General features: G+C 61.3%; 25 protein-coding genes. 23 read left to right on the forward strand and 2 right to left on the reverse strand.

Features of this window, described 5'->3' with window-relative positions; all coding sequences use genetic code 11:
• Positions 1–61: 61 nt before the first annotated feature.
• Positions 62–1,156, reverse strand: coding sequence for a polyprenyl synthetase family protein (locus RIF72_RS08085; RefSeq protein ID WP_309074315.1), 1,095 nt, complete (start codon positions 1,154–1,156; stop codon positions 62–64).
• Positions 1,153–1,443: a hypothetical protein gene (locus RIF72_RS08090; RefSeq protein WP_309074316.1), complete on the reverse strand. Its 291-nt coding sequence runs from the start codon at positions 1,441–1,443 to the stop codon at positions 1,153–1,155. The genes RIF72_RS08085 and RIF72_RS08090 overlap by 4 nt, the downstream gene beginning before the upstream one ends.
• On the opposite strand from RIF72_RS08090, the gene RIF72_RS08095 reads away from it, so the two are divergent.
• The 23 genes from RIF72_RS08095 (at position 1,442) to RIF72_RS08205 (ending at position 25,324) form a co-directional block, all read left to right on the forward strand.
• Positions 1,442–1,708 carry a hypothetical protein gene (locus tag RIF72_RS08095; RefSeq protein ID WP_309074317.1) on the forward strand — a complete coding sequence of 89 codons (267 nt, stop codon included), beginning with the start codon at positions 1,442–1,444 and terminating at the stop codon, positions 1,706–1,708. The genes RIF72_RS08090 and RIF72_RS08095 overlap by 2 nt on opposite strands.
• A 92-nt stretch (positions 1,709–1,800) precedes the next feature.
• The gene (gene dinB / locus RIF72_RS08100) at positions 1,801–3,063 is read left to right on the forward strand and encodes a DNA polymerase IV (RefSeq protein ID WP_309074318.1); all 1,263 of its coding nucleotides are present in this window, start codon (positions 1,801–1,803) and stop codon (positions 3,061–3,063) included.
• A gap of 239 nt (positions 3,064–3,302) precedes the next feature.
• Positions 3,303–3,674 carry a DUF3040 domain-containing protein gene (locus tag RIF72_RS08105; protein ID WP_309074319.1) on the forward strand — a complete coding sequence of 124 codons (372 nt, stop codon included), beginning with the start codon at positions 3,303–3,305 and terminating at the stop codon, positions 3,672–3,674.
• A 439-nt stretch (positions 3,675–4,113) separates the two neighbouring features.
• Complete coding sequence (gene mraZ / locus RIF72_RS08110; RefSeq protein WP_309074320.1) at positions 4,114–4,545, forward strand: division/cell wall cluster transcriptional repressor MraZ; 432 nt, start codon at positions 4,114–4,116, stop codon at positions 4,543–4,545.
• A gap of 139 nt (positions 4,546–4,684) precedes the next feature.
• Positions 4,685–5,713 (forward strand): 16S rRNA (cytosine(1402)-N(4))-methyltransferase RsmH, encoded by a 1,029-nt coding sequence (gene rsmH, locus RIF72_RS08115; RefSeq protein WP_309074321.1) that lies wholly within the window; start codon positions 4,685–4,687, stop codon positions 5,711–5,713.
• Entirely contained in the window at positions 5,710–6,363 is a 654-nt protein-coding gene (locus tag RIF72_RS08120) for a hypothetical protein (RefSeq protein ID WP_309074322.1), read from the forward strand. The genes rsmH and RIF72_RS08120 overlap by 4 nt, the downstream gene beginning before the upstream one ends.
• 42 nt (positions 6,364–6,405) lie before the next feature.
• Positions 6,406–8,202, forward strand: a complete 1,797-nt coding sequence (locus RIF72_RS08125; RefSeq protein WP_309074323.1) for a penicillin-binding protein 2 — start codon at positions 6,406–6,408, stop codon at positions 8,200–8,202.
• A 101-nt stretch (positions 8,203–8,303) separates the two neighbouring features.
• On the forward strand, positions 8,304–9,950 hold the full coding sequence (locus tag RIF72_RS08130) for a UDP-N-acetylmuramoyl-L-alanyl-D-glutamate--2,6-diaminopimelate ligase (RefSeq protein WP_309074324.1): 1,647 nt from the start codon (positions 8,304–8,306) through the stop codon (positions 9,948–9,950).
• 6 nt (positions 9,951–9,956) lie between these two features.
• Positions 9,957–11,447: a UDP-N-acetylmuramoyl-tripeptide--D-alanyl-D-alanine ligase gene (gene murF, locus RIF72_RS08135; RefSeq protein WP_309074325.1), complete on the forward strand. Its 1,491-nt coding sequence runs from the start codon at positions 9,957–9,959 to the stop codon at positions 11,445–11,447.
• Positions 11,444–12,553 (forward strand): phospho-N-acetylmuramoyl-pentapeptide-transferase, encoded by a 1,110-nt coding sequence (mraY, locus tag RIF72_RS08140; protein ID WP_309074326.1) that lies wholly within the window; start codon positions 11,444–11,446, stop codon positions 12,551–12,553. The genes murF and mraY overlap by 4 nt, the downstream gene beginning before the upstream one ends.
• Positions 12,535–14,124, forward strand: coding sequence for a UDP-N-acetylmuramoyl-L-alanine--D-glutamate ligase (murD, locus tag RIF72_RS08145; RefSeq protein WP_309074327.1), 1,590 nt, complete (start codon positions 12,535–12,537; stop codon positions 14,122–14,124). Before mraY ends, murD begins: the two co-directional genes overlap by 19 nt.
• Positions 14,125–14,126: 2 nt before the next feature.
• Positions 14,127–15,428, forward strand: coding sequence for a putative lipid II flippase FtsW (ftsW, locus tag RIF72_RS08150; RefSeq protein ID WP_309074328.1), 1,302 nt, complete (start codon positions 14,127–14,129; stop codon positions 15,426–15,428).
• A 6-nt stretch (positions 15,429–15,434) separates the two neighbouring features.
• A complete protein-coding gene (gene murG, locus RIF72_RS08155; RefSeq protein ID WP_309074329.1) occupies positions 15,435–16,553 on the forward strand; it encodes an undecaprenyldiphospho-muramoylpentapeptide beta-N-acetylglucosaminyltransferase in 1,119 nt (372 codons plus the stop codon).
• The gene (gene murC / locus RIF72_RS08160; RefSeq protein WP_309074330.1) at positions 16,550–17,920 is read left to right on the forward strand and encodes a UDP-N-acetylmuramate--L-alanine ligase; all 1,371 of its coding nucleotides are present in this window, start codon (positions 16,550–16,552) and stop codon (positions 17,918–17,920) included. The genes murG and murC overlap by 4 nt, the downstream gene beginning before the upstream one ends.
• A complete protein-coding gene (locus RIF72_RS08165) occupies positions 17,913–18,854 on the forward strand; it encodes an FtsQ-type POTRA domain-containing protein (protein ID WP_309074331.1) in 942 nt (313 codons plus the stop codon). The genes murC and RIF72_RS08165 overlap by 8 nt, the downstream gene beginning before the upstream one ends.
• Before the next feature lie 216 nt (positions 18,855–19,070).
• Complete coding sequence (ftsZ, locus tag RIF72_RS08170; protein WP_309074332.1) at positions 19,071–20,291, forward strand: cell division protein FtsZ; 1,221 nt, start codon at positions 19,071–19,073, stop codon at positions 20,289–20,291.
• A 25-nt stretch (positions 20,292–20,316) separates the two neighbouring features.
• Positions 20,317–21,075 carry a polyphenol oxidase family protein gene (locus RIF72_RS08175; RefSeq protein WP_309074333.1) on the forward strand — a complete coding sequence of 253 codons (759 nt, stop codon included), beginning with the start codon at positions 20,317–20,319 and terminating at the stop codon, positions 21,073–21,075.
• Positions 21,068–21,826 (forward strand): YggS family pyridoxal phosphate-dependent enzyme, encoded by a 759-nt coding sequence (locus tag RIF72_RS08180; RefSeq protein ID WP_309074334.1) that lies wholly within the window; start codon positions 21,068–21,070, stop codon positions 21,824–21,826. Before RIF72_RS08175 ends, RIF72_RS08180 begins: the two co-directional genes overlap by 8 nt.
• A gap of 86 nt (positions 21,827–21,912) precedes the next feature.
• Positions 21,913–22,449 carry a cell division protein SepF gene (locus tag RIF72_RS08185; RefSeq protein ID WP_309074335.1) on the forward strand — a complete coding sequence of 179 codons (537 nt, stop codon included), beginning with the start codon at positions 21,913–21,915 and terminating at the stop codon, positions 22,447–22,449.
• 106 nt (positions 22,450–22,555) lie between these two features.
• On the forward strand, positions 22,556–22,843 hold the full coding sequence (locus tag RIF72_RS08190) for a YggT family protein (RefSeq protein ID WP_017200850.1): 288 nt from the start codon (positions 22,556–22,558) through the stop codon (positions 22,841–22,843).
• Between the two features lie 156 nt (positions 22,844–22,999).
• The gene (locus RIF72_RS08195) at positions 23,000–23,698 is read left to right on the forward strand and encodes a DivIVA domain-containing protein (RefSeq protein ID WP_309074336.1); all 699 of its coding nucleotides are present in this window, start codon (positions 23,000–23,002) and stop codon (positions 23,696–23,698) included.
• 98 nt (positions 23,699–23,796) lie between these two features.
• The gene (gene lspA / locus RIF72_RS08200) at positions 23,797–24,405 is read left to right on the forward strand and encodes a signal peptidase II (protein ID WP_309074337.1); all 609 of its coding nucleotides are present in this window, start codon (positions 23,797–23,799) and stop codon (positions 24,403–24,405) included.
• Positions 24,398–25,324: an RluA family pseudouridine synthase gene (locus RIF72_RS08205; protein WP_309074338.1), complete on the forward strand. Its 927-nt coding sequence runs from the start codon at positions 24,398–24,400 to the stop codon at positions 25,322–25,324. The genes lspA and RIF72_RS08205 overlap by 8 nt, the downstream gene beginning before the upstream one ends.
• Positions 25,325–25,377 lie beyond the last annotated feature (53 nt).

Consider the following 25,377-nt stretch of genomic DNA (forward strand, 5'->3'; position numbering starts at 1 on the left):
GCATTTGTGCTGGCCGGATTAGTAGGGTCCAAAGGGTGTGCTGCTTATGGGAGCCTTCGGGTCAGGCAGCCCGGCTGACAGCGGCTTCGGCCAGTTGGCGCAACGCCACCAGCGGCACGTCCTCGAGTGGCAGGCGTTCCAGCGCTTCGAAGGCCCTATTGCTTAGCTCTGCGATCAGCGACTCCGTGGCCTCCAAGGCGCCGCACTCAACCATGACGCGCCGTATTTCTGCAACGTCGTCCTCGCCGAGGTCGGGCTTGCCGAGCATGCGGTCAAGGAAGTCCGCTTCGCTCGGCAGCGCCTGGTTGATGGCAAAACCAACCAAAACAGTGCGTTTGCCTTCCCGGAGGTCGTCTCCAGCGGGCTTGCCGGTCGTCTCGGGATCGCCAAAGACGCCCAGGACGTCGTCCCGCATTTGGAAAGCCTCACCCAGTGGCAAGGAAAATCCCGAGTAACCGTTTAGCAAGCCGGAGGGAGCGCCGGCCAGCGCCCCGCCCAACGCCAGCGGATGTTCGGTGGAGTATTTTGCGGACTTATACCGGATGATGGATTTTGCCCGCTCTACGGATCCGGCTTTGTCACGTACGGGGCCGGCTACCTCTTCAAGGATGTCGAGGTACTGACCTGCCATGACTTCTGCACGCATCTTGTTGAAGATCCGTCGTGCAGGAGTTCCCGCTGCTGCCCGGGGGCCGATTTCCGTGAAGGACTCCTCACTGAAGGAAAGGCAAAGGTCGCCGGTCAGGATAGCCGCCGCATCGCCGAAGCGCCCGCTGTCCAGCGCCCAGCCATTCATTTCATGGAGCTGGCTGAACCGCTTATGCACGCTTGGGCCGCCGCGGCGGGTGTCGGATCGATCGATGATGTCGTCGTGGATCAGGGCCGCCGCCTGGAAAAGCTCCAGGGCGCACCCGGCCGTGACGATGCCCGGATCGTCCGCGGCGCCGCCGGCGCCCCTCCAGCCCCAGTAACACATCAGGGCCCGGAGACGTTTTCCGCCGGTGACCAGATTCGAAATGGATCCAATAAGCGGTTCGACATCGGGAGAAACCGAGGCCATAAGGTCCCGCTGCTCCGACATGAAGCCGCTCAGCTTCCCGGCAACATCGCTAATGAACTGTGTCTGCTCCGAGGTGACGTGGGAAGTTACCGTCACTTGACGGACCCGGCCTCCACGTTGGCACCGATTGTGAATGTCGAGACGCCTTCTTTTTGCCTGACCGAAACGTTCACCGTCTCGCCGTCACCACGGATGAAGTCCAGGGACGTGACATTGCCGACATCGGACGGGCCGGGGACAAGTTTAAAGCCCTGCGCCTCCATTGAGGCCTTGTAGTAGTCCACAACACCTTCCGGTGGGGCTTTGATCGTGCCGACAAGAGCCACCGTGGCGACTTCCGCGCTCTTGTCCACGCTGCTGGAGCGGACGGAGGTCTTGGGCATGACCGGAATGAGTTGCTCAGGGAAACCTGGAACAAGTGCGTTCACCGTTGCAGTGGCGTCCGGTACCGGTGCGGGGGTCTCCGTGAATGAGGTGGTTTCAGGCGAGGCCGTGGTTCCGGAATCAGATGATGACGGAGTAGGCGTGGCCGACGATGGTGAGGAAGAGCTTGTGGCGGACGGCGCAGCCGTACCGCCGGGTGATGGGGTGCAAGCTGAGGCCGCCAAAGCGACACTGACTGCGAGCAGGGTAAACCCTCGCGATTGAGGAGTTCCAAAGAGCTTCACAGGGTATCCTTCCTGGGGCTGAGCCGGACTGTGCCTCCAGTTTAGTCAGTGGCTGGGCATAGTATTGCCGTTGTGAGGCAGGAAGTATTTGGTGGCGCGGAAAGTGCCGGGAGTAAGCCCGCCCGCAGCGCCGGAGATGCACTGCGGGAAATGCGTCGAACCAGCATACTTCACGTGGATATGGACGCCTTTTTCGTCTCCGTGGAATTGCGCAGCCGTCCCGATCTTCGGGGGAAACCGGTCATTGTTGGATTTCCTGCAGAACGGTCCGTGGTGCTTTCCGCTTCTTATGAGGCCCGGGCCACTGGTGTGAAGTCCGCCATGCCGATGTCCATTGCCATGAGGCGGTGTCCATCCGCGGTGATCATCAACCCCCGGCACTCGGAGTACTACGAGGTCTCCGCCCAACTCATGAAGATTTTCGCCTCGATTACCGACCTGGTAGAGCCGCTTAGCGTAGACGAAGCCTTCCTCGACGTGGGCGGCGCGATTCGTCGTCTTGGGTCACCGATGGACATCGGCCATCTCATCCGCCGCAAGGTTCACGCTGAACTGGGCATCACGGCATCCGTAGGGATCGCCAGCACCAAGTTTGTGGCCAAGATCGCCTCCACGCGATGCAAACCCGACGGTATCCTCCAGATCGATGCCGAGGACTCGATCCCTTATCTCCATAGTCTTCCTGTCGGCGCCTTGTGGGGTGTCGGCGGGAAAACCGCTGAAGTGCTCTCCCGAATGGGCATTCGCACAGTAGCGGATGTCGCGGCAACGCCCTTGGCGTCGCTCAAAAAGGTGTTGGGAGCCAGCGGCGAACACGTTCATCGCCTGTCCATGGGTATCGACCCGCGGCCCGTAACTCCGGCCAGGCTTGAAAAAAGCATCGGCGCGGAGGAGACGTTCTCCGTAGATACCGCGGACGACGCGTTGCTGCACAGGGAATTGCTGCGTCTCTCGCACCGAACCGCCATCCGGCTCAGGAGCTCGGGCATGCTGGCGAGGACTGTGGCATTGAAGCTGCGGTACGCGGACTTTTCCACGGTCACGCGAAGCCGCACCGTGCACACCCCCGTGGACAGCGCGCAACTGATTTACCAGGTCGCCGTGCAGCTCCTTGAATCGTTGGGGACGCGTCCCATGAGTGTTCGACTGGTGGGAGTGCGGGCTGAGCAACTGGAACCAGCGGGCCAGACGTCCTTGCAATTGAGCCTTGACCGGCGGGACGATAACTGGCGGGCAGCCGAACAGGCGCTTGACCGTGTCTCACAGCGCTTTGGGTCCAAAACGCTTCTTCCGGCACGGCTTCTGGAACCTGGAAAGCCACCTGCGGACGCTTGAGGCCAGCACCGGTGCCCGGGCAGGACTCATCGCGTCTTTCAGAACGGCGTAGAACAAACTATCCTATTTATTACAGAGATTTAGATCGTCTGGACAAACTGTTTCCTGAACAGTCGGCCCCGGGATGCCCGCTGAACCAAGAGGGAATTTTGGGGAACGATTTTCTTGGTCCGATCGTTGTGGAAACAGGCGCACAGAACGCGTTATGTCCGGACGCTGGCTGACTAAAGGAGGTCGCGATGCCCCTCTCGGAGCATGAACAGAAGCTGCTTGAGCAACTTGAGAAGCAACTTCATGAGGACGATCCGAAGTTCGCCAACACCATGGGTTCGGATCCCATCCGCAGCTGGTCTACCCGGCATGTAATCATCGGCGTGCTTGGCGCCATTGCCGGTATCCTTCTCCTGCTTGTTGGCGTGTCGATGCAGGCGATACCCGTGGGTGTCCTTGGCTTCATCGTCATGGGTGCCGGCGTTTACTTCGCTACGCTGCGTGGCGCGGCCTTCGGCAAGGCCAACAAAGAAAAACCTGGCAAGGGCAAGCCCAAGAGTTCGTTTATGAGCAGCTTGGAAGAACGTTGGGACGAACGGCGTCGCGACGACAGTCAATAGTCCCTCCCGGCTCCCAGCCGTCACCGGCGGCCTCTCCTGAATCAACCACGCCCCTAATCTTCCTTGGGGGAGAACGAAAGACCCGCACTGCGGGTCTTTTCGCGTTTTAAGGACAAATCCGCTCTCCGCCACTTCCTCCACTTCCCGCCCTTTTCATCGCTTTTCACCCCCTCGGCTCTGGATCTGTCCTGCCACTACCTGTCCGGGGGCACGAAATCCGGGACCCTAAAGAGGCTCGCTCTGTCCTCTGCATTGTGCCCTCCACTTTCCGCCACTGTCCTAAAATCCCCGTGATTTCGGGCCGAATGATTCTCTAAGTGGTGGAGAAACGCCTCGGCTTGCGTTGACTGTGGTGCGTTGTGGAGTAAAGTGGAGTACATAAGAGGGTAGTGGCAGTGTTGGGTATGTGCGGGCACCTTGATTGAGGGGCGGTGGGCCAGTGTTTCTGGGTACTCACTCGCCGCGTCTCGATGAAAAGGGCCGGATCATCCTCCCCGCCAAGTTTCGTGAGGAGCTTGCCGATGGGTTGGTTCTCACTAGGGGCCAGGAACGCTGCATCTACGTCTTCAGCCAGAAAGAATTCGAAAGCATTCACGAGTCAATGCGGGAGGCGCCACTGTCTTCCAAGCAGGCGCGTGACTACATTCGGGTTTTCCTGTCCGGAGCCTCTGATGAGGTGCCTGACAAGCAGGGGCGCGTGACGATTCCGCCGGCGCTCCGGGCTTACGCAGGGCTTGGTCGGGAACTGGCAGTCATCGGTGCCGGTACCCGGGCGGAGATCTGGGATGCCGACGCTTGGAACGAGTACCTCAACGAGAAGGAAGCAGCCTTCTCGGAAACGGACGACGACAATCTGCCCGGGTTCATCTGACCCCGGATGGAGGAAGCCGCAGTCCAGCTTCTTGAATGGGATCTCCAGCCGCCCATCGAACTGTCTTCCTGGCTCACCTTCCCCTGAGCCAGGCCGGCCGAACGATAGGCGCGGATGGGGATCCGATTCAAGAATCAGCATGCAAGCGATTGAGGAAAGAGGAGGCAGCGTGGAAGAGCAGGACGCGGCAAAGCCCACATCGGAGCGCCACGTGCCCGTCCTGAAAGACCGCTGCATCAACTTGCTCGCCCCTGGGTTTGAGGCTGCCAGGAAACGTGGGGAAAGACCTGTCGCAATCGATGCAACCCTGGGCATGGGAGGGCACTCCGAAGCCATGTTGCAGCGTTTCCCCGACCTCCACCTCGTCGGTATCGACCGCGACGAGGAAGCCTTGGCCTTGGCCGGAGCACGCTTGGAGCCCTTTTCCGACCGTACCGATCTTGTCCATGCCGTGTACGACGAGATTGAGGACGTACTACTGGACCTTGGCATACCGGAAGTTCATGGCATTCTCATGGATCTCGGCGTCTCGTCCTTGCAGTTGGATGAGCGTGAGCGTGGTTTCGCTTATTCCTACGACGCTCCCCTGGACATGCGGATGGACACCAGCCGCGGCCAAACGGCAGCCGATGTGGTCAACAACTACAGCGAAGACGAACTGGTGCGCATCATCAGGAAATGGGGCGAGGAGAAGTTTGCCGGGCGGATAGCCAACCGGATCGTTAACGCTCGCGCGGAGAAGCCGTTCGCCACCACTGGGGAACTTGTGGAGCAGATCCGCAGCGTTGTCCCGGCCGCTGCAGCGAAGAGTGGCGGTCACCCAGCCAAACGCACGTTCCAGGCTTTAAGGATTGAGGTCAACGAGGAACTCGATGTCCTGGAACGTGCAGTTCCAGCAGCGGTGGCCGCGACGGCCATGGGGGGCCGGATTGTGGTCATGTCCTATCACTCCCTTGAGGACAAGATCGTGAAGTCCGTTTTCCAAGCCGGTTCCAAATCGTCGGCACCACTCGGTTTCCCGGTTGAACTTGAAGAACACAAACCAGAACTGAAGACCATCACCAAGGGTACGGAAGTACCTACGGCAGCAGAAATCGCTGAAAACCCGCGCGCGGCGTCTGCCCGGTTGAGGGCAGTGGAGCGTATCAAACAGAGGAGAGACGCATGAGCAACGCCGCAGCGAAGACTTTGCCCTCCACGGTGGGCAGCACGGCACGTGCGCTTCCGGTCCCAGCGGGAAAGCCCGACACGGCCCGCAAGGCCCGCACTCCTCTGTCAGTGGTGCGCAGTGCACCGGGTAAGCGCAGGACACCATTTGTGGTCCTGTGCTTCGTGGCGATGGCAGCCGCGCTCCTGACTGTCCTGGTGCTGAACATCTCCGTGTCCACAGCGCAGTACCAGTTGGTGCAGCTGAAAGCCGAAGCTGCCACGCTGAACAAAGAGAACCAGGACCTGACACAGAAGAAGCAGAACTTTGAAGCTCCACAGAACCTCGCTGCGAAGGCTGCAGAGTTGGGAATGGTTGCTTCCACCGTTAAGGGCCAGATCGATCTGAACACCATGGCTGTGACCGGTAAGGCATCACCGGCAGTTAAGGGAGATAATCCCGGAGCCCTGCTTGCTGCTCCGGCTGTGGAGGGGTTGATTGATGTTGTTCCGTCGGTGACTACCAAGGACCCGTTGGAAAGCCGCAAGTCGGATGCAACTCCAACGCCCCCGACCCCTGCGGCAACCCCGGCGTCTCCCGCAGCGACGCCGCCCGTAGAGCTCCACGGGGGATCGGTGCCGGCTCCCCGGCAAAAGGCACCAGGGCAGTAGACCGTCAGTCCACCGAAGCTAGGCCAGCAGCAAGGAATCAACGTGGCAAAGAACCCCGGCACATCGAAGAAAACGAAGACGCCGGTGGCAAGAAAGCGGTTGCGCGTTGGCCTCGGCATCATGCTGACCTTGCTCCTGGTGGTGGGTGGCAAGCTGTTCATGGTTCAAGGCCTGGATATGGGCGGGATGGCTGAAGCTGCCTTGGCAAGCCGCCTCACTCCGCAAGTACTCCCTGCCGAGCGGGGGCAGATTGTCGATGCCAACGGGACGGTGCTGGCCAGCAGCGTGATCCGGTACAACATCGTGGTGGACCAGACGGTCAATACCGGCACGGAGACCTTCCATCGCTTCAATGAGAAGACTGAGAAGCTGGACGAGATCACCCGTGATCAGGGGATCTCTGACCTGGCCGGGCTTCTGGGGGCGGATGAAAGCACAATCCGGGAGTCCCTTACCGGGGACAAGAAGTACTTCATGGTGGCGAAAGATGTGAAGCCGGAGCTGGAAAACCGGATTTCCAAGCTGTATATCCCGGGTCTTAGCGCTGAGGGTGTCAGCAAGCGAGTTTATCCCAACGGCAGCGTTGCCGGCGGCGTGGTTGGTTTCCTCAAGGACGGAACCAACGGGCAGGCCGGCATCGAACAAACCCAGGACGAGATTCTTCGCGGTGTTGAAGGTAAACGTGTTTTTGAGATCGGTGCTGATGGACTCAGGATTCCGGTGGCGACAGATGAGCTCACGCCTGCCGTCGATGGCAGCGACGTCAAGCTGACCATCAACACGGACATCCAGTATTTTGCGCAGCAGGCAATCCAAAGCCAAGTCAACAAGATGAACGCCGAGTGGGGTTCCATCATTGTGATCGACACCAAGACTGGTAATCTCATTGCCTTGGCCGATACCAATTCTCCTGACCCCAATGACCCCGGGAAAGTTGATGCCAAGGATCGCGGTGTCAGGTCCGTAACGGCCGCCTATGAGCCCGGTTCCGTGCAGAAGATGATCACTGCCGCAGCCGTGATCGAGGAGGGGAAGTCATTTCCCTTGGACCACTTCACTACCCCCGCTGCGTACACCATCGATGGGCAGACCTTCACCGACGCATTCGAGCACGGCACTGAAGAGCGCACCCTCGCCGGTATTCTCGGCTGGTCCATGAACACCGGAACGGTGATGGCGGGCAGCCGGCTCACCAAGGAACAACGGTACGACTGGTTGAGAAAGTTCGGCATCGGTGAGCAGACCGACATCGGCCTGCCCGCGGAAGCCACAGGCATCCTGGCCAAGCCCGAGCAGTGGGACGACCGCCAGCAGTACACCGTGCTGTTTGGGCAAGGCGTCTCACAATCGACGCTCCAGACCGTGCGCGCCTTCCAGAGCATTGCCAACGACGGCGTAATGCTCCAGCCCAGGCTCATTGACAGCTACATCACTCCGGATGGTGAGGAACAAAAGGTTCCCGCCAAGGACTCCCGCCAAGTGGTATCCAAAGAAACTGCCCAACAGGTTCGGGACATCCTGGAAAGCGCCGTGACCGAGGGGCAGATCAAGGATGCAGCCATTGACGGCTACCGCGTCGGAGCAAAGACGGGTACGTCCCAAGCTCCACGCGAGGACGGACTGCCGGGGTTCGACGGATTCACTGCCTCAATGGTGGGCATGGCACCCATGGATGACCCCAGGTTCATCGTGGAAGTGGTGCTTCAGCGCCCCAAGGGAAATATCTACGGAGTGACGAACGGACCCGTATTCCGTTCAGTGATGGCGCAGGTCCTCCGGACCTACAACGTGGCGCCGTCCACCGGAACGCCCGCGCGGTTGCCCCAGTTCGTCAAGTAAGCTTTTTTGGGCGTCTGTTCGGCCAAAAATCGATCCACCACTACGGCCCGGGTGCCGCTGGCCCCAAGCCGGTCGTTCCACGAGCACCAACGGAGAACCACGTGTCAGAGCACAATGAGGCAGCTATCAGCGCCACAACGCCGGATGCCGGCCAGACCGGCTTTCGTCCCGCATCCGTGGCGGCAGTGCCGTTGGCAGTCATCGCCGACGCACTGGGTGTCAGCGCTCCGGATGCCAGCCAGGACAGGGCAGTGACAGGCGTTACCCTCAACTCCAGGGCCGTCGAAGAAGGCGATCTCTATATGGCCTTGCCCGGAGCTTCCCGCCACGGTGCCGACTACGTACCGCAGGCAGTCGAGGCCGGGGCAGTTGCGGTGGTCACGGACGACGCCGGGGCGCGCCAGCTTGCGCTTGCGGGTGAGCAGCCTGTGCCCGTACTCATCGTCCACGAGCCGCGAACCGCCGTCGGGCGCTTGGCTGCACTGATCTACCGCAGCCAGCCCGCGGATAGCGGCTTCCCGACGCTTTTCGGTGTCACCGGCACCAACGGAAAGACCACCACCACGTACTTCATCAACTCATTAATGCGCGCCTTGGGTAAGAAGCCCGGCCTCATTGGAACCATTGAAATCGTTGCAGGCGGGGAGCCGATCCCCAGCCTCCTGACGACCCCGGAATCCACCGATGTCCACGCGCTGCTTGCCCTGATGCGTGAACGGGGATTGGACGCGGCATCCATGGAAGTCTCGTCCCACGCCATCTCTTACCACCGCGTGGACGGAGTGATGTTCGACGTCGCAGGTTTCACCAACCTGACCCAGGACCACCTGGATCTGCATGGCAGCATGGACGAGTATTTCCGAACCAAGGCTGAACTTTTCACTGCAGGCAGGGCCAGGCACGCCGTGGTCACGGTGGACGACGACTGGGGACGCAAGCTGGCCGATTCGGCCGACATACCGGTCACAACCCTCGCCACCAAGCCCCTCGCTGCCGGCAACGTCAACGCCGACTGGAACGTGGCGTCCATCACGGCGCGCGGTCTGGGCTCGGAATTTGAAGTCAGGCACGTCGACGGACGAAGCCTGCGCGTCCACACCGGCTTGCCGGGAGATTTCAACGTGGCAAATGCAGCCTTGGCCACGCTCATGGTCCTGGCATCCGGCGTGGACCAAAACACGCTCCAGGCTGCCTTGGATGCGCTTGATCCGTTCACCGTGGCAGTGCCCGGACGCATGCAGCTTGTCTCTGCAGAACCCGCCTCCATTGTTGATTTTGCCCACAATCCTGACGCTTTGTCCCGTGCCTTGGAAGCCGTCCGTTCACCCCTCGAGGGCTCCCGTGTGATCGTGGTCTTCGGGGCAACGGGTCAGCGCGACCAGGGTAAGCGGCCCACCATGGGAGCCATCGCCGCCCGCCTCGCCGACATCGTGATCATCAGCGATGACGATCCCCACGACGAGGATGCAGCAGCGATCCGGGCCGAAGTCCTGCAGGGTGCGCACGAGGCCCGGGACTCCGAAAACCTGAACTGCGAAATCATCGAGTCCTACCCGAGGGATGCAGCCATCAGACTGGCCGTGGATATGGCGACCAGCAAGGACACTATCCTCATCGCCGGGCGCGGACACGAGGTGTGGCAAGAGGTCAAGGGAGTGAATCTAGCCCTGGACGACAGGGTGGAGTTGCGGGCCGCCTTGACATCCAAGGGATTCAGCGTTTCAGCGGACCAGCGGATAGAGTCCTAAACCGAGATGATTGCACTTACTGCGGCGGAGATCGCCGACATCACCCATGGCCGATTGACCGGAGATCCGGACATCGTGCCCACTTCCGTCGTCACTGATTCACGGGAAGCGACGCCCGGATCGCTGTACGTGGCCAAGCCCGGCGATCACGCCGATGGTCACGACTTCGTCGACGCCGCTTTCGAACGAGGTGCCGTTCTGGTTCTCGGCGAACGCGAAGTGACCGATGCCGACGGCCGCCCCCATCCCGCCGTCGTGGTTGAGGATGCTGTCTTGGCCATGGGCGCGTTGGCGGCAGAGGCCGTCCGTCGCATCCGTGCAGATCGCCAGAACCGCGGCGAGGACTTTACGGTCATCGGCATCACGGGATCAGCGGGCAAAACCACCACCAAGGACCTCCTTGCCGGTGTTCTATCTACCGCCGGCGCCACTGTGGCTCCCCGGGGCTCCTACAACGGCGAGGTGGGCGTCCCGTTGACGGTATTTGCCGCGGATGCCAACACCCGCTTCCTGGTGATCGAGATGGGCGCTACCGGTCTGGGCCACATCAAGTACCTGGCAGACATGGTCAAGCCGGATATTGGCGTGGTCCTGGTAGTTGGCACCGCTCACGCGGGCGAGTTCGGTGGTGTGGAGAACATCGCCAAGACCAAAGGCGAACTGGTAGAAGCCCTTGGCGAGCATGGCACAGCTGTGATCAACCTCGATGATGGCCGGGTTGCCGCCATGCGCACCAGGACTAAAGCCAAGGTCCTTGGCTTCTCGGCTTCGCCGGCTACCACCGAAGAGGTGGAAGCCCGCAACCTTGTAGTGAATGAGCAAGGTTTCCCTGAGTTTGATCTGGTGCTTCCCGACGGCGGCCCGTCTGTTGAGGTGCGAAGCCGCCTGATCGGCGGCCACCACCTCACCAATCTCCTGGCAGCAGCCGCAGCCGCGTTCGCCGCCGGCATCCCGGCCGCTGATATTGCCTCTTCGCTCAGCTCCCAGTCGGCAGCCAGCCGCTGGCGGATGGAGCGTACTGAACGTGAAGACGGCGTCACCATCATCAACGACGCTTACAACGCCAACCCGGAATCGATGCGGGCTGCCCTGCGGACGCTGGCTGACCTTGGACAAGGCAGAAGGACGTGGGCGGTTCTTGGCGCGATGCTCGAGCTGGGGGAGGACTCCATCCGCGAGCACACCGCCGTGGGTACCCAGGTGGTGCGGTTGAATATTTCCAGGCTGGTGGTAGTGGGACGCGAAGCCCGTGCCCTCTACATCTCCGCTATCCAGGAGGGTTCCTGGGGTGACGAGTGCTCGTTCACGGAGACTGTGGAAGAAGCCTATGAGCTGCTTCAAAATGAGCTGAAACCCGGAGACCTGGTGCTCTTCAAGTCCTCCAACGGTGTGGGACTACGGCATTTGGGTGATCGGATAGCATTACCTCCACGGGCCGAGCCCACCGGAGACAACGCGGCCGAAGCTGCCGCAAGCGAAGGGAACGAGCTGCTGTGATTGCACTTTTGATCGGCGCCGGCGTCGCCCTTCTGGTGGCCCTGATAGGGACGCCCCTCTTTATCAGGTTCCTGGTGGCCAAGAGCTACGGACAATTCATCCGTGATGACGGACCCACTTCCCATCACACCAAGCGCGGCACCCCCACCATGGGTGGAACCGTGGTGGTGGCCGCGGTACTCATCAGCTACTTCGTGACACACCTGATCATGTGGATGATGAACCCGAATTCTGCCGGGCCGTCGGCCTCCGGGCTGCTTCTGCTGTTCCTCATGGTGGGAATGGGCTTTGTAGGCTTCCTTGATGACTTCATCAAGATCTCCAACAAGCGCAGCCTGGGCCTCAATGCACGGGCCAAGCTGATCCTCCAGGCTGCCGTTGGCATCATCTTCGCGGTCCTGGTTCTCCAGTTCCCCAATGAGGACGGCCTGCGTCCTGCATCTACCCAGATTTCCCTGGTCCGGGATATCCCCTGGTTGGACCTCGCGTTCGGCGGCACGGTGGTGGGTGCCATCCTGTTCGTGCTCTGGTCCAACCTGATCATCACCGCGGCTACCAATGGGGTGAACTTGACTGACGGCCTGGATGGATTGGCTGCCGGAGCCTCCATCATGGTCTTCGGTGCCTACACCATCATGGGGATCTGGCAGAACAACCAGGCCTGCGGCTCACCACGGGAAGCCGGCAGTGGTTGCTACCAGGTTCGCGACCCCATGGACCTTGCCCTGCTGGCGGCCATCCTCAGTGCTGCGCTGGTTGGATTCCTGTGGTGGAATACATCACCCGCCAAGATCTTCATGGGTGACACGGGATCCTTGGCCATTGGTGGTGCCGTTGCGGCATTTGCCATCCTGTCACGCACCGAACTCCTGCTCGCCTTCATCGGTGGCCTCTTTGTCCTGATCACTCTGTCCGTCATCATCCAAGTGGGCTTCTTCAAGCTCAGTGGTGGAAAGCGCGTTTTCAAGATGGCACCGTTACAGCACCACTTTGAATTGAAGGGCTGGGACGAAGTTACCGTTGTGGTCCGGTTCTGGATCCTCGCAGGGCTCTTCGTGGCTGCCGGCCTTGGAATTTTCTATGCTGAATGGGTGGTGCTGCTGTGAACGAAAACCCGGGTACGACGCCGTCGAACGCGGACAGGCTCAACGAACTCACCAGCTGGGATGCTGACTGGGCCGGTCTGCGCGTCGTGGTGACCGGAATCGGTGTGTCCGGCTTCTCAGCTGCAGACACCCTGATCGAACTTGGCGCAAAGGTTGTAGTGGTTGACGCCGCCACCAGCGCAAAGGCCAAAGCCCAAGCCGACACCCTGAAAATTGTGGGTGCCGTTGATGTGTTGTTGGGGGAGGAAGCCGTGAAGGTACTCCCGCTGATTGACGGAACGTTGCCCGAGCTTGTGGTGACCTCGCCGGGTTGGCGCCCCGACCAAGCACTGCTCGCCGCTGCCAAGCGGAGGCACATCGCTGTCTGGGGGGACGTGGAGCTTGCCTGGCGCCTCAGGGAGCGCGCTGGGCGCAAGACAGCTGACTGGCTCACAATCACCGGCACCAACGGCAAGACCACCACAGTGGGGATGGCCGAATCCATGCTGCAAGCAGCCGGACTTAAGGCGATTGCAGTGGGAAACGTCGGCACGCCTATTCTTGATGCGCTCCGGGATCCGGTGGACTATGACGCTTTCGCTGTTGAGCTGTCCAGTTTCCAGCTGCACTGGAGCCACTCGTTGTCTCCAGTGGCAAGTGTCTGCCTGAATGTTGCCGAGGACCACGTTGATTGGCACGGCTCCTATGCCTCGTACCTCGCGGACAAAGCAAAGGTGTACGAGAACACCCAGAAGGCCGCCATCTACAACGCGGAACAAATCGAAACCGAGCGAATGGTAGAGAACGCCGACGTCGTGGAAGGGTGCCGGGCCATCGGCTTCACCACGAACACACCGGCAGTGAGCATGCTCGGTGTGGTGGACGGCCTGCTTGTTGACCGGGCTTTCATAGCAGAGCGCAAGGATTCCGCGGCGGAACTTGCTGCAATGTCCGATCTTGGTCCGGTGGCACCTCGCCACATGGTAGCCAACGCCCTCGCAGCGGCGGCCCTCGTCCGTGCCTACGGTATCGAACCAGTCGCTGTGAAACAGGGTCTGACCAACTTCCTGCCAGGTGCGCACCGCATCCAGTTAGTGGCCAATCACAACGACGTCCTGTGGATCAATGACTCCAAGGCAACCAATCCACACGCGGCATCCGCCGCGCTTTCGGCTTTTCAGCGGGTTGTCTGGATCGCCGGTGGCCTTTCCAAGGGCGTCAACTACGATGACCTCGTCAAAGAGCATGCACCCCGATTGAAAGCCGTTGTGCTCATTGGCACTGACACAGAGGCGTTGGAGGGTGCCCTCCAGCGACACGCACCGGATGTCCCCGTGATCGCGCCCCCCAAGGGCGACACTGAAGGGGTGCAGATCGCAGCCGGAGACGCCGCTTCGCCAATCTACGGTGAGACCATCATGGCCCAGGCCGTAGCTTCGGCCGGCGGAGTGGCAGCGCCCGGCGATACCGTCCTGATGGCACCAGCGGCTGCATCCATGGATCAGTTCTCTTCCTACGCTCACCGTGGCGACGCTTTCGTCCTGGCAGTTCGCGAGCTTGTGGAAGGGCAGGCACCGACCACCGAGGAGTAACAATGGTCAGCACGCCCACCCGCACCCGCGGCAAAGAACCCCGGGACGGGAAGTCCAAGGCCACGCCTGTTGGCGACAGCCGGTCCAAGGGGCTCCGTGGTCACCTGCGCAGCTTCTGGGAGAGCCTTGAAGGCAAGGGCAAAGCCCCCAACAGCTCCACGTATTACCTGATCCTCGGCTGTGCCCTTGCGTTGACGGCCATTGGCATCATGATGGTGTTGTCAGCCTCCAGCGTTGAAGCCATCTCCGAGGGCAAGTCACCCTACGCCGATGCCCTCAAACAGGCAGTCTTCGGCGTCGTTGGACTCATTGCGATGTACGTCATCTCACGGACCAACGTGAACTGGATGAAAAAACTGTCCTGGTGGGCGCTGGGGGCCGTGATTGTCCTCCTTGCCTTGGTGCAGGTCATGGGCAACACCGTCAACGGCAACAAGAACTGGATCGACATCGGCGGTGTCACCCTCCAGCCCTCCGAGATGGCCAAGCTGATCCTCTGCGTCTGGATCGCTGCTGTCCTCGCCCGGAAGCAGAAGCTCCTTCACCGCTGGATGCACGTCATCATTCCCGTGGTTCCAGGCGCAGGCCTGGTGATTACATTGGTGATGTTGGGGAACGACCTCGGAACAGTCATCGTCATCGCGGCGATCACCGCTGCCGGGCTCTACTTTGCGGGCGTTCCGGGCCGCATGCTGGCCATCGCCGGCGCAGTCGGTGCCGTTGGCGCCGTCCTGGGCACCATCAGCAGCTCCAACAGGATCTGCCGCATCACGTCGTGGTTGGGAACGGCGTCCCGGCAGTGCACCGAGCAGTTCGACTTCGATTTCCAATCCACCAACGGCATGTACGGCCTGGCGCAGGGGAGCTGGACCGGGCTGGGCCTCGGACAAAGCCGGCAGAAATACAACTGGCTTCCGGAAGCCCACAATGACTTCATTTTCGCCATTATCGGCGAGGAACTGGGCCTCGTAGGGACCATCGTGGTCTTGGTCCTGTTCGCGATTCTGGGTATTGCCATCTTCCGTGTGGTGGTCAGGCAGACCGATCCTTTCCAGCGCACCCTTGCGGGTGGAATCATGGTGTGGCTGCTCGGCCAGGCAAGTATGAACATGGCCGTGGTGACCCAGCTCCTTCCCGTGGTGGGTGTGCCGCTTCCTTTCATCTCCTACGGTGGCTCTGCGCTGATCATGTCCCTTTGCGGCGTGGGCGTAGTGTTGTCTTTGGCCCGTGGCCAACTGCCAGCGCAGCAGCGTTCAGGATTCCTGCCGCGCCTCATGTCCAAGACAGCACGAAAGCGTACCTAGCACTTCATGACTTCTGATTCCGCCAACGCATCCAAGCCTTTGTCCGTTGTCCTTGCCGGCGGCGGAACTGCCGGTCACGTCAGCCCGTTGCTGGCCATAGCCGACGCCATCCGGGACAAGCGTCCGGAGGCTGCCATCCTTGCTGTTGGTACGACCTCGGGCATGGAAACCCGCCTAGTTCCCGATGCCGGGTACGAACTTGCAACCATTGACCGTGTTCCGTTTCCGCGTAGGCCCTCAGCTGACCTCGTTAAGTTGCCCGGTCGTTTGAGCGGGGCGGTTCGGCAGGCCAAGCGCATTTTGGAGGAGGCCCGCGCGGACGTCCTGGTGGGGGTGGGCGGGTACGTCTGCACACCGATGTACCTTGCTGCCAGGAAACTCAGGATTCCCATCGTCATCCATGAGGCCAACATGAAGGCTGGCCTGGCCAATCGCGTTGGCGCCCGGTTCAGCAACCATGTGGCCGTGGCATTTGCCGGTACCCGGTTGAGGGGCGCACGCCACGTAGGCATGCCCATGCGCCGGGCCATCTCACAATTGGACAGGACTCTTGCTGCTCCCGCGGCAAAGGCCGCAGTCGGCTTGGATGCCCACCGCCCTGCGCTGATCGTCACCGGCGGCTCGTCAGGGGCGCTGAGCATCAACCGTGCCATCACTGCAGCCCTTCCCGAGCTAGCGGCCGCCGGCGTAGAGACGCTTCACATTACGGGCATCGGCAAAGCCGTCAAGAATAGCGACGGCGGACTTCTCACGGCGGATGGCTATCGGCAGGTTGAGTACGTTGACGGTATGGAGAACGTCTACGCCGCCGCCGATGTCCTTCTTGCCCGTGCCGGGGCCGGAACCGTCAGCGAAGTAGCGGCGGTGGGAGTTCCAGCAGTTTTTGTGCCCTTGCCCATCGGCAACGGAGAGCAGGCACTCAATGCTGCTCCCTTGGTTGCCGCCGGTGGCGCGATGCTGGTGGACGACAAGGACCTCAGTCCGGAATGGCTGCGAAGCGAATTGATTCCGCTTCTGACAGATAGCAGCAGGCTCAAGGACATGGCCCGTAAAGCAGAGGCCCTTGGTATCAGAAACGCCGATCAGCGCATGGCTGATCTTGTCTTGGAAGCGGTATCCGCATGACCACCAGCATCGCCCGGCTAGAGTCCCTTGGACGCGTTCACTTCATCGGCGTCGGGGGAGTGGGCATGTCCGCCGTCGCACGCATCATGGTGTCACGGGGTGTTCCGGTCAGCGGAACGGATGTCAAGGATTTGCCGGTCATGCGTGACCTCTCCTCGGCAGGTGCGCGAATTGCCGTGGGTTATGACGCCGGAAACCTGGGAGACGCACAGACGATCGTGGCGGGCTCAGCCATCCGTGCGGACAACCCGGAGCTGGTGGCGGCGCGTGATGCCGGGCTGACTGTGCTGCACCGTTCGGAAGCTTTGGCTGCCACCATGGCCGGCCACCGGGTGGTCACCGTAGCGGGTACACACGGCAAATCCACTACCACGTCGATGGTTGCCGTCCTGCTCAAGGAAGCCGGCTTGGATCCCTCCTTCGCCATCGGCGCGAACGTGCCGGCACTTGGCGTTAATGCGGCGCATGGTGCGTCCGATATTTTCGTGGCAGAGGCCGATGAATCGGACGGGTCATTCCTCAACTACCGGCCCTTGATTGCCGTGGTCACCAACGTCGAGGCTGATCACTTGGATCACTATGGGACGCCGGAAGCCGTCTTCGCCTCCTTCGATGCTTTTGCTGCGCTCCTGCCCGCCGATGGTGTCCTGCTGGCATGTGCCGACGACGCCGGTGCCCGGGCCTTGGCGGAGCGTACAGCATCGCTGGGGACCACTCGGGTGCTGACATACGGAACGTCGGACGATGCGGACATCCAACTTCACGACGGTGGCCCGGGCGATGTGTCGGTCGCCTATGACGGTGGCGCCAACACGCTCGAACTCCAGGTACCAGGGCGGCATAATGCCCTGAACGCGGCAGCCGCGTTCGCCGTCGCCGTCGAACTCGGTGTGGAACCGGGTGCCGCAGCCGCGGCACTGGGCCACTTTACAGGCGCGTCCCGGCGCTTTGAGCTTAAGGGTCAGCGCAGGGGAGTACGGGTCTATGACGACTACGCCCACCATCCCACGGAGGTCCGCGCAGCTCTATCGGCGGCCCGTTCCGTAGCCGCCGGCCACAAGGTGCACGTCCTCTTCCAGCCGCATCTGTTCTCGCGCACCCGTGAGTTCTCAAAGGAGTTCGCGGCCGCGCTGGACCTGGCGGACACCGCCTTGGTCCTGGACATCTATCCGGCCCGCGAGGACCCCATCCCTGGTGTGACAAGCACGCTGATTACCGAGCATCTGGTGAACGGGCGCCTGGTTTCCGCCGATGAAGCCATTGCTGCCGTGGCAGCCGTCGCAAGCGAAGGAGACGTGGTCCTGACGGTGGGCGCCGGGGACGTGACTGCCTACGGGCCGTCGATTGTGGAGGCGTTGGATGGCTAGCACCCGCAAGCCCACCTTCAAACCGGCTACGGAACCACGCCAACGCCCGGCTGGCCGTCCCCGGGGCGACTCCGCGGAGGTCATTACTGCACAGCGTTCCGTTGAACCGGATGCGACGACCCCGGAGAAGCCGGCAACCACTGCCAAGTCCGCAGGCGGTGCCTCGAAGGTGGCTGACGGGGCCTCCAAAGACGGCAAGACTTTGCCGGCGGACAACGTCATTGCCTTTCCTGAACCGAAGAAGCGCCGCCAGCGGCGACTCGTGCTCTGGACGCTTTCGATTGTGGCCGTTGTGGTCAGTGCTTTGATCGCAGGGGCGATATTTTCGCCCGTGCTTGCAGTCCGGACCATCACCGTGGATGGCACAACGTTGTTGACGCCGGACGCGGTGCAGAAGGCACTGTCCGGTCTCGAAGGGAAGCCGTTGCCACAGGTCAGCGAGCAGGAAATCAACGAGCTCCTGAAACCGTTGGTCCAGGTCCGTTCGGCCACTATGGAAGCGCGGCCGCCGTCGGAGTTGCTGGTGCACGTGGACGAACGAGTCCCAGTGGCACTGCTGAAGCAGGGTGACTCCTACGTCATGGTGGATGTGGACGGTGTCCAGCTCGGTGCAACGAAGGACTTGTCCGCCGTAGCGTTGCCGCTGATCGACGCCGGAGTGGGTACAACCAACACAGAGTTGTTCAAGGCGATTGCTGCTGTGCTGGACACCTTGCCGGCAGACATCCTGGCCAGGATGTCCACTGCCTCTGCGGCATCGGCGGATGCCGTTGAGCTGAAACTGGTGGACGGAAAAACGGTAGTGTGGGGCAATGCCGAGGACCGGGAACTAAAGTCGAAGGCACTTGAAGCGCTCCTGAGGATGCCGGCGGACCCAAAGGTTCCGGTCAGTGTCTACGACGTCAGTGTTCCCCGGCACCCATTTACAAAGTAAGCAGCATTGAGAACGTAACCTGCGGCCGGCGGTGGCCTTATTTCGCGACAATCACACGACACGCGCAAGCGGAGATTGCATGTGGGAACCAGAGGAAATACCGTCGCAGTAGAGTTACTTGACATAACTATAACCTTCAACTAGAGGGTTAAGGTCCAAGGATTCAAGTTGGACTCGATCAGTTTCGCTATAGGACACAAGCAAGGGGCACGAAACGTGGCAGCACCGCAGAATTACTTGGCCGTCATCAAGGTCGTCGGCATCGGCGGCGGTGGCGTGAACGCAGTCAACCGCATGATCGAGGTCGGCCTTCGGGGTGTCGAGTTCATCGCCATCAATACCGACGCGCAGGCGCTGCTGATGAGCGACGCCGACGTCAAGCTCGACGTCGGACGTGAACTCACCCGTGGCCTCGGCGCCGGGGCAAACCCCGAGGTCGGCAAGCAGGCCGCAGAAGACCACGCCGACGAGATCGAAGAAGTTCTCCGCGGTGCTGACATGGTCTTCGTCACTGCAGGTGAGGGTGGTGGCACCGGAACCGGTGGTGCCCCCGTGGTCGCGCGCATCGCCCGCTCCCTCGGTGCGCTGACCATTGGCGTCGTGACCCGTCCGTTCACCTTCGAAGGCCGACGCCGCGCAGGCTCTGCCGAGGCCGGCATTGACGCTCTCCGCGACGAAGTCGACACCCTGATCGTCATCCCCAACGATCGCCTCCTGTCCATTAGTGATCGCAACGTCTCCGTCCTGGACGCCTTCCGCTCCGCGGACCAGGTGCTTCTTTCCGGTGTCCAGGGCATTACGGACCTCATTACCACCCCGGGCCTGATCAACCTTGACTTCGCTGACGTCAAGTCCGTTATGCAGGGCGCAGGATCGGCCCTCATGGGCATCGGTTCCGCCCGTGGTGAAGACCGGGCTGTCAAGGCTGCCGAACTGGCCATCGCCTCCCCGCTCCTGGAGGCGTCCATCGACGGTGCCCACGGTGTCCTTCTTTCCATCCAGGGCGGCTCGGATCTCGGGCTGTTCGAAATCAACGAGGCTGCCCGCCTGGTTCAGGAAGTGGCGCACCCTGAGGCAAACATCATCTTTGGTGCCGTCATTGACGACGCCCTGGGTGACGAAGCACGCGTGACTGTCATTGCTGCAGGATTCGATGACGTCAAGGCGACTTCGCCCTCCATGGACCAGTCGCGGCCAGCGCAGAATCCCGTGCCCTCGGAACGCCCGGCTGCTCCGAGCAACGCGCCTTCCAGCGCTGCTGCACCGCAGCACGCTACGGCCGGTATCGGCGCTGCAGGGTTGAGCAACTGGGGCCAGCAGCGCCCCTCCGCTCTGCCTGCAGACTCCGGCTTCGACGTCGACCTTCCCGCAGTGGTTGAACCCGACCTTTCGGGCAGCCGCTCGGACGACCTCGACGTTCCCGACTTCCTGAAGTAAGCCACGTTCGGAGAGTCAGTACCAGGTGTTTTGGTGGCGAAATGAAGTACGGCCCGGCGTTTCTGTAGCCTTTACGGATGCAGGCGCCGGGAACCTGGCTCTCCACGTGGGGGACGATCCCTCGGACGTGATGGACCGTCGTGCCCGGTTGGAACAGGCTATTGGACTGGCCGCCAGCGGTCCGGCTGCAGGACAGTTCCAATATATGGATCAAGTCCACGGCAACCATGTTGAGTTCATTGCGGCCCACGGTCCCGGACCTACTGCCGACGCGATGGTCTCCGCTGCCAAGGGCGCGTCCTTAAACTCGAAAACGCCCACAGCATTCACGCAGCCACCACAGCCTCTCGCTGTCATGGTGGCTGACTGCGTCCCCGTTGTGCTTGTTGGGAGTGACGCCGACGACAACCCGGTCATAGCTGCAGCCCACGCCGGGCGTCCCGGTGTTGCTTCGGCCGTGGTGCCTGCCACCATCGACGAAATGCGACGCCGGGGGGCTGCACGTATCAGCGCTTGGCTTGGCCCGTCCATCTGTGGATCCTGTTACGAGGTCCCGGAACAGCTGCGGGCCGACGTCGCAGCAAAAGTTCCCGAAACCTGGTCTTCCACCTCGTGGGGAACGCCGGCACTGGACCTGCCGGCCGGTGTCCGGGCCCAATTGGCTGCACTTCACGTCAGCGTGGAGTATTACGGAGAATGCACCCTCGAGAACGACTCCCTTTTCTCCTACCGGCGGGACGCCCGAACCGGCCGATTCGCAGGTTTGGTGTGGACTCATGACTAGCCTTGGGTATGACGATGAAGAGCGGCAGGATTCGGGCGGCGACGCCCGTACCGCAGAGCTTGCTGATCGGCTCGGCTTGGTCCGGCAGCGGATGGAATCGGCCGTCTACGCTGCCGGGCGAACTGATTCACCGCGGCTGATTGTGGTCACCAAGTTCCATCCCGCGGCGGACGTCCGTCGCTTGGCCGCCCTCGGCGTTACGGATGTCGGCGAGAACCGGGATCAAGAAGCCGCCGCCAAGAGTGCTGAGCTCGCAAACGTCGACGTCAGATGGCACTTCATTGGCCAGCTTCAGAGCAATAAGGCGAAGTCCGTGGCCAAGTATGCCTCATCGGTCCAGTCCATAGACCGTGCGGCGGTTGTTGACGCTTTGGCCAAGGCCATCGCTCGTGAAAAGGACGCCACAGGGCGAGGCGACCTCGACTGCTTTATCCAAGTCAGCTTGGACGACGATGCCGGTGCGCACCGCGGCGGTGCCAACCCTTCCGACGTTGAGCTCCTCGCAGAAAAAATAGAATCAGCGGAAGGGCTGCAGCTGGCCGGGCTGATGGCCGTGGCGCCGCTGGGCGCCGATCCGAACGCCGCCTTTGAGAATCTGGCCGGGATTTCCCAGGCACTCCGAGCCGTTCATCCCAACGCAACAGGTATTTCTGCGGGGATGAGCCAGGACCTGGAAGCAGCGGTGAAGTTCGGAGCGACACACCTGAGAATTGGCTCCGATATTCTCGGTTCCCGTCCGGCCGTGGGGTAGCGTCAAAGTATTGGAATGACGGGCCGGGGTTCCAATAATGTCAAGTCATGGCGGCCCGCCTACTGCAGAAATGATAGGAGTGCACCATGGCTGGCGCTCTGCGCAAGACAATGATCTATCTTGGGCTCGCCGACGGCGATGAACACTACGAATCTGAGCAGTCCGTCGCCACGCACCACGATGAAGAACGCCCCCAGGCACAGGAACGGGAAGAGCGCCGTGCGCCTGCTCCCGTCCGGGAAGTTGTCCGTGAAATGCCCACTGTTGATGCCGAAGAGGAATACCGCGCACCCGTGACACCCATCAAGCGTGCGGCGTCCAGCCGCGAAGATGCCTCGGGCCTGAGGCAGATCACCACCGTTCACCCGCGTTCATACAACGATGCCAAGATCATCGGTGAGAGTTTCAGGGACGGCATTCCTGTGATCATGAACGTCACTGACATGGGTGAAGCCGACGCCAAGCGACTCGTGGACTTCTCTGCCGGCCTTGTTTTTGGCCTGCACGGCAGCATCGAGAGGGTGACCAACAAAGTCTTCCTGTTGTCGCCGTCGTACGTTGAGGTCATCGGAGATGACAAGAAGGCCAGCGAAACGCAGGCCAGTTTCTTCAACCAGAGCTGACAACAGTCTTTTGCGGATGCCAGGCGGGTCAACCTGCCTGGCATCTGTGTTGCAATAGTAGGGACCGATCCGCATTCCGGAACAAGTGGGAGATCTGAGCTAACTCGTGGGCATTGTTTTCGGCCTTATCTATATTGTGTTGTTGCTGTTCTTCATTGCCCTGATCATCCGACTCATCTTCGAATGGGTCCAGATGTTCGCCCGCCAGTGGCGGCCAAGGGGTGTGGCGTTGGTTACGGCCCATGTGGTGTACTCCGTGACGGATCCTCCCCTTGGCAGGCTCCGGAGACTGATACCACCCCTCCAACTGGGCGGAATATCGCTGGATTTGGGCTTCCTGATCCTGATTATTGCCGTCAGCATTGCCATGGCAGTGACCAGCAGCCTGGCGTAACTGCTTCGCGGAACCCGGGCCACCGATGGTCCATAGGCCGCAAATTCTCCAAATCAACACGATGGTGTTGAATTGGAGGAACAAGATGATATTTAGGTACCGTAGTTTTGAACGGCCGGAAGGCCTACTGACTAACTAGACCAACGAGGTGACCAGATGGCTTTGACGCCAGAAGACGTTGTCAACAAGCGCTTTCAGCCGACCAAGTTCCGCGAAGGCTACGACCAGGACGAGGTTGATGACTTCCTCGACGAGATCGTGGTGGAACTTCGCCGCTTGAACCAGGAGAACGACGAACTTCGCAAGAAGCTCGGCGAGGCCGGATCGGCTGTTCCCGCCGCAGCTGCTGCAGCCCCGGTCGTCGAGAAGGTTCCGGCCCCGGTCAAGGTCGACAAGGAAGCCGAGGCAAAGGCGGAGTCCGAAGCCAAGGCCGCCGAAGCTGCCAAGAAGAAGGAAGCCGAGCAGGCTGCTGCCGCTGCTGCTGCGCCGAAGGCACCCGCTGCAAGCAACGGCGTCAGCTCTTCCGCTGAGTCTGCCGCAGGCCTGCTGGCCATGGCACAGCAGATGCACGACAAGCACGTTTCAGACGGTGCGCAGCAGAAGGAAAAGATCATTGCCGAGGCTCAGATCGAGGCTTCCAGCCTCGTCAACGACGCCCAGGAGAAGTCCCGCAAGATCCTTGGTGCACTCGAGCAGCAGCGTTCCGTTCTTGAGCGCAAGGTTGAGCAGCTCCGTGGCTTCGAGCGTGACTACCGTTCACGCCTGAAGGCTTACATCGAGGGTCAGCTCCGCGACCTCGACGCCCGTGGTTCCGTCGCTGCCCCTGAGGTTGGCGAAGCAACCGCTGACGTTTAGCAAGTATTCTGAAAGCCGGTGGCTGAGGACTCCTCGGCCACCGGCTTTCGCTGTTAAAGACTGACAGCAGCCCGTCACGCTTCCCGAATGAAAGCACTATGACCGACGACTTCACCGCTGACGCCGCACAGCCGGCGCCTGCTGAGCGCCGTAAGTGGCGTCCTGCCATGCTTTGGCTCTTTGCCGGCTTCGCCGTCTTCGCCTACGTTTTTGACCAGCTCACCAAACTCTGGGTGACCAGCACCATGACAGAGGGTGAGCGCATTCCTGTGCTGCCTCCGCTGCTTCACTGGTACTACATCCGTAATTCCGGGGCGGCGTTTTCCATCGGCGAGAACGTGACGTGGATCTTCACGATCGTCATGGCAGCTGTTTCCGTGGCAATCCTCTTTCAGTTGCGAAAGTTGGGTTCTGCGTGGTGGGCTCTTTCCCTGGGGCTGCTGCTGGGAGGAGCTCTGGGCAATTTGACCGACCGTTTGTTCCGCGAGCCATCCTTTGCCATGGGACACGTGGTGGACTTCATCCAATTGCCAAACTTTGCCATCTTCAACATCGCTGACTCAGCGGTGGTGTCCGGCGTCGTCATCATCTGCCTCCTGACGCTGCGAGGCGTCGGAATGGACGGAACGCGGCATGTCGCGGCACCCAAGCCTGACAGAGATGCAAAGCCGGCCGGTGGCACCACCGGGGAGCCTGCTGGTGAGTGAATCTCTTGTGGTCCCCGAAGAGCTGGCCGGCGTTCGTGTTGACGCAGGCCTGGCGCAGCTTCTGAACATTTCCCGGTCCGCGGCCGCGCTGCTGATTTCCGAGGGAAACGTCACAAGCGGCGGAGTGGTACTGGGTAAATCAGCGAAGCTCGTTGCCGGAGGGTTGATTGATGTCACGGTTCCCGAACGTCCGGATCCCTTGGAAGTCGTGGAGGAAGTTGTGGAAGGCCTGAAGATCCTGTTGGACGACGAGGAATTCGTTGTCATCGACAAACCTGTGGGGGTCGCTGCCCATCCCTCGCCCGGTTGGGTGGGTCCCACTGTAGTGGGCGGTCTCGCCGGCGCCGGATACCGTATTTCAACCTCGGGGGCGCCTGAGCGGGCGGGAATCGTTCACAGGCTTGACGTCGGTACTTCCGGCGTGATGGTCGTGGCCAAGACGGAGCATGCCTACACGGTCCTGAAGCGGGCGTTCAAGGAACGCACCGTGGAGAAGGTATATCACGCAGTCGTGCAGGGACTGCCTGATCCGTTGGAGGGCACCATTGATGCTCCTATCGGGCGTCACCCGGGCCATGACTGGCGCTTTGCGGTCATCGAAGATGGGCGGCCGTCCGTGACCCACTACGAGGTCCTGGAAGCGTTTGGCAAGGCTACGCTGGTGGAGGTGCACCTGGAAACCGGCCGTACGCACCAGATTCGCGTCCACTTCTCTGCGCTGCGGCATCCGTGTGCCGGAGATCTCACCTACGGAGCAGACCCTCGTCTCGCTGCGAACCTCGGCCTCACCCGGCAATGGTTGCACGCCCGACAACTGGGCTTCACCCACCCCCGCACGGGCGATTGGGTTGAAGTCAGCAGCGACTACCCGGCGGACCTCCAGTACGCCTTGGACTTGCTCGCGACAGGCTCCGCGTAGACGGACTTCACCGCCTGGGTCCGACTTCTGTCGGACCCAGGAAGGTAGACTGT

The organism is Paenarthrobacter sp. (assembly GCF_031180005.1).
In the GTDB taxonomy this organism is placed as follows: domain Bacteria; phylum Actinomycetota; class Actinomycetes; order Actinomycetales; family Micrococcaceae; genus Arthrobacter.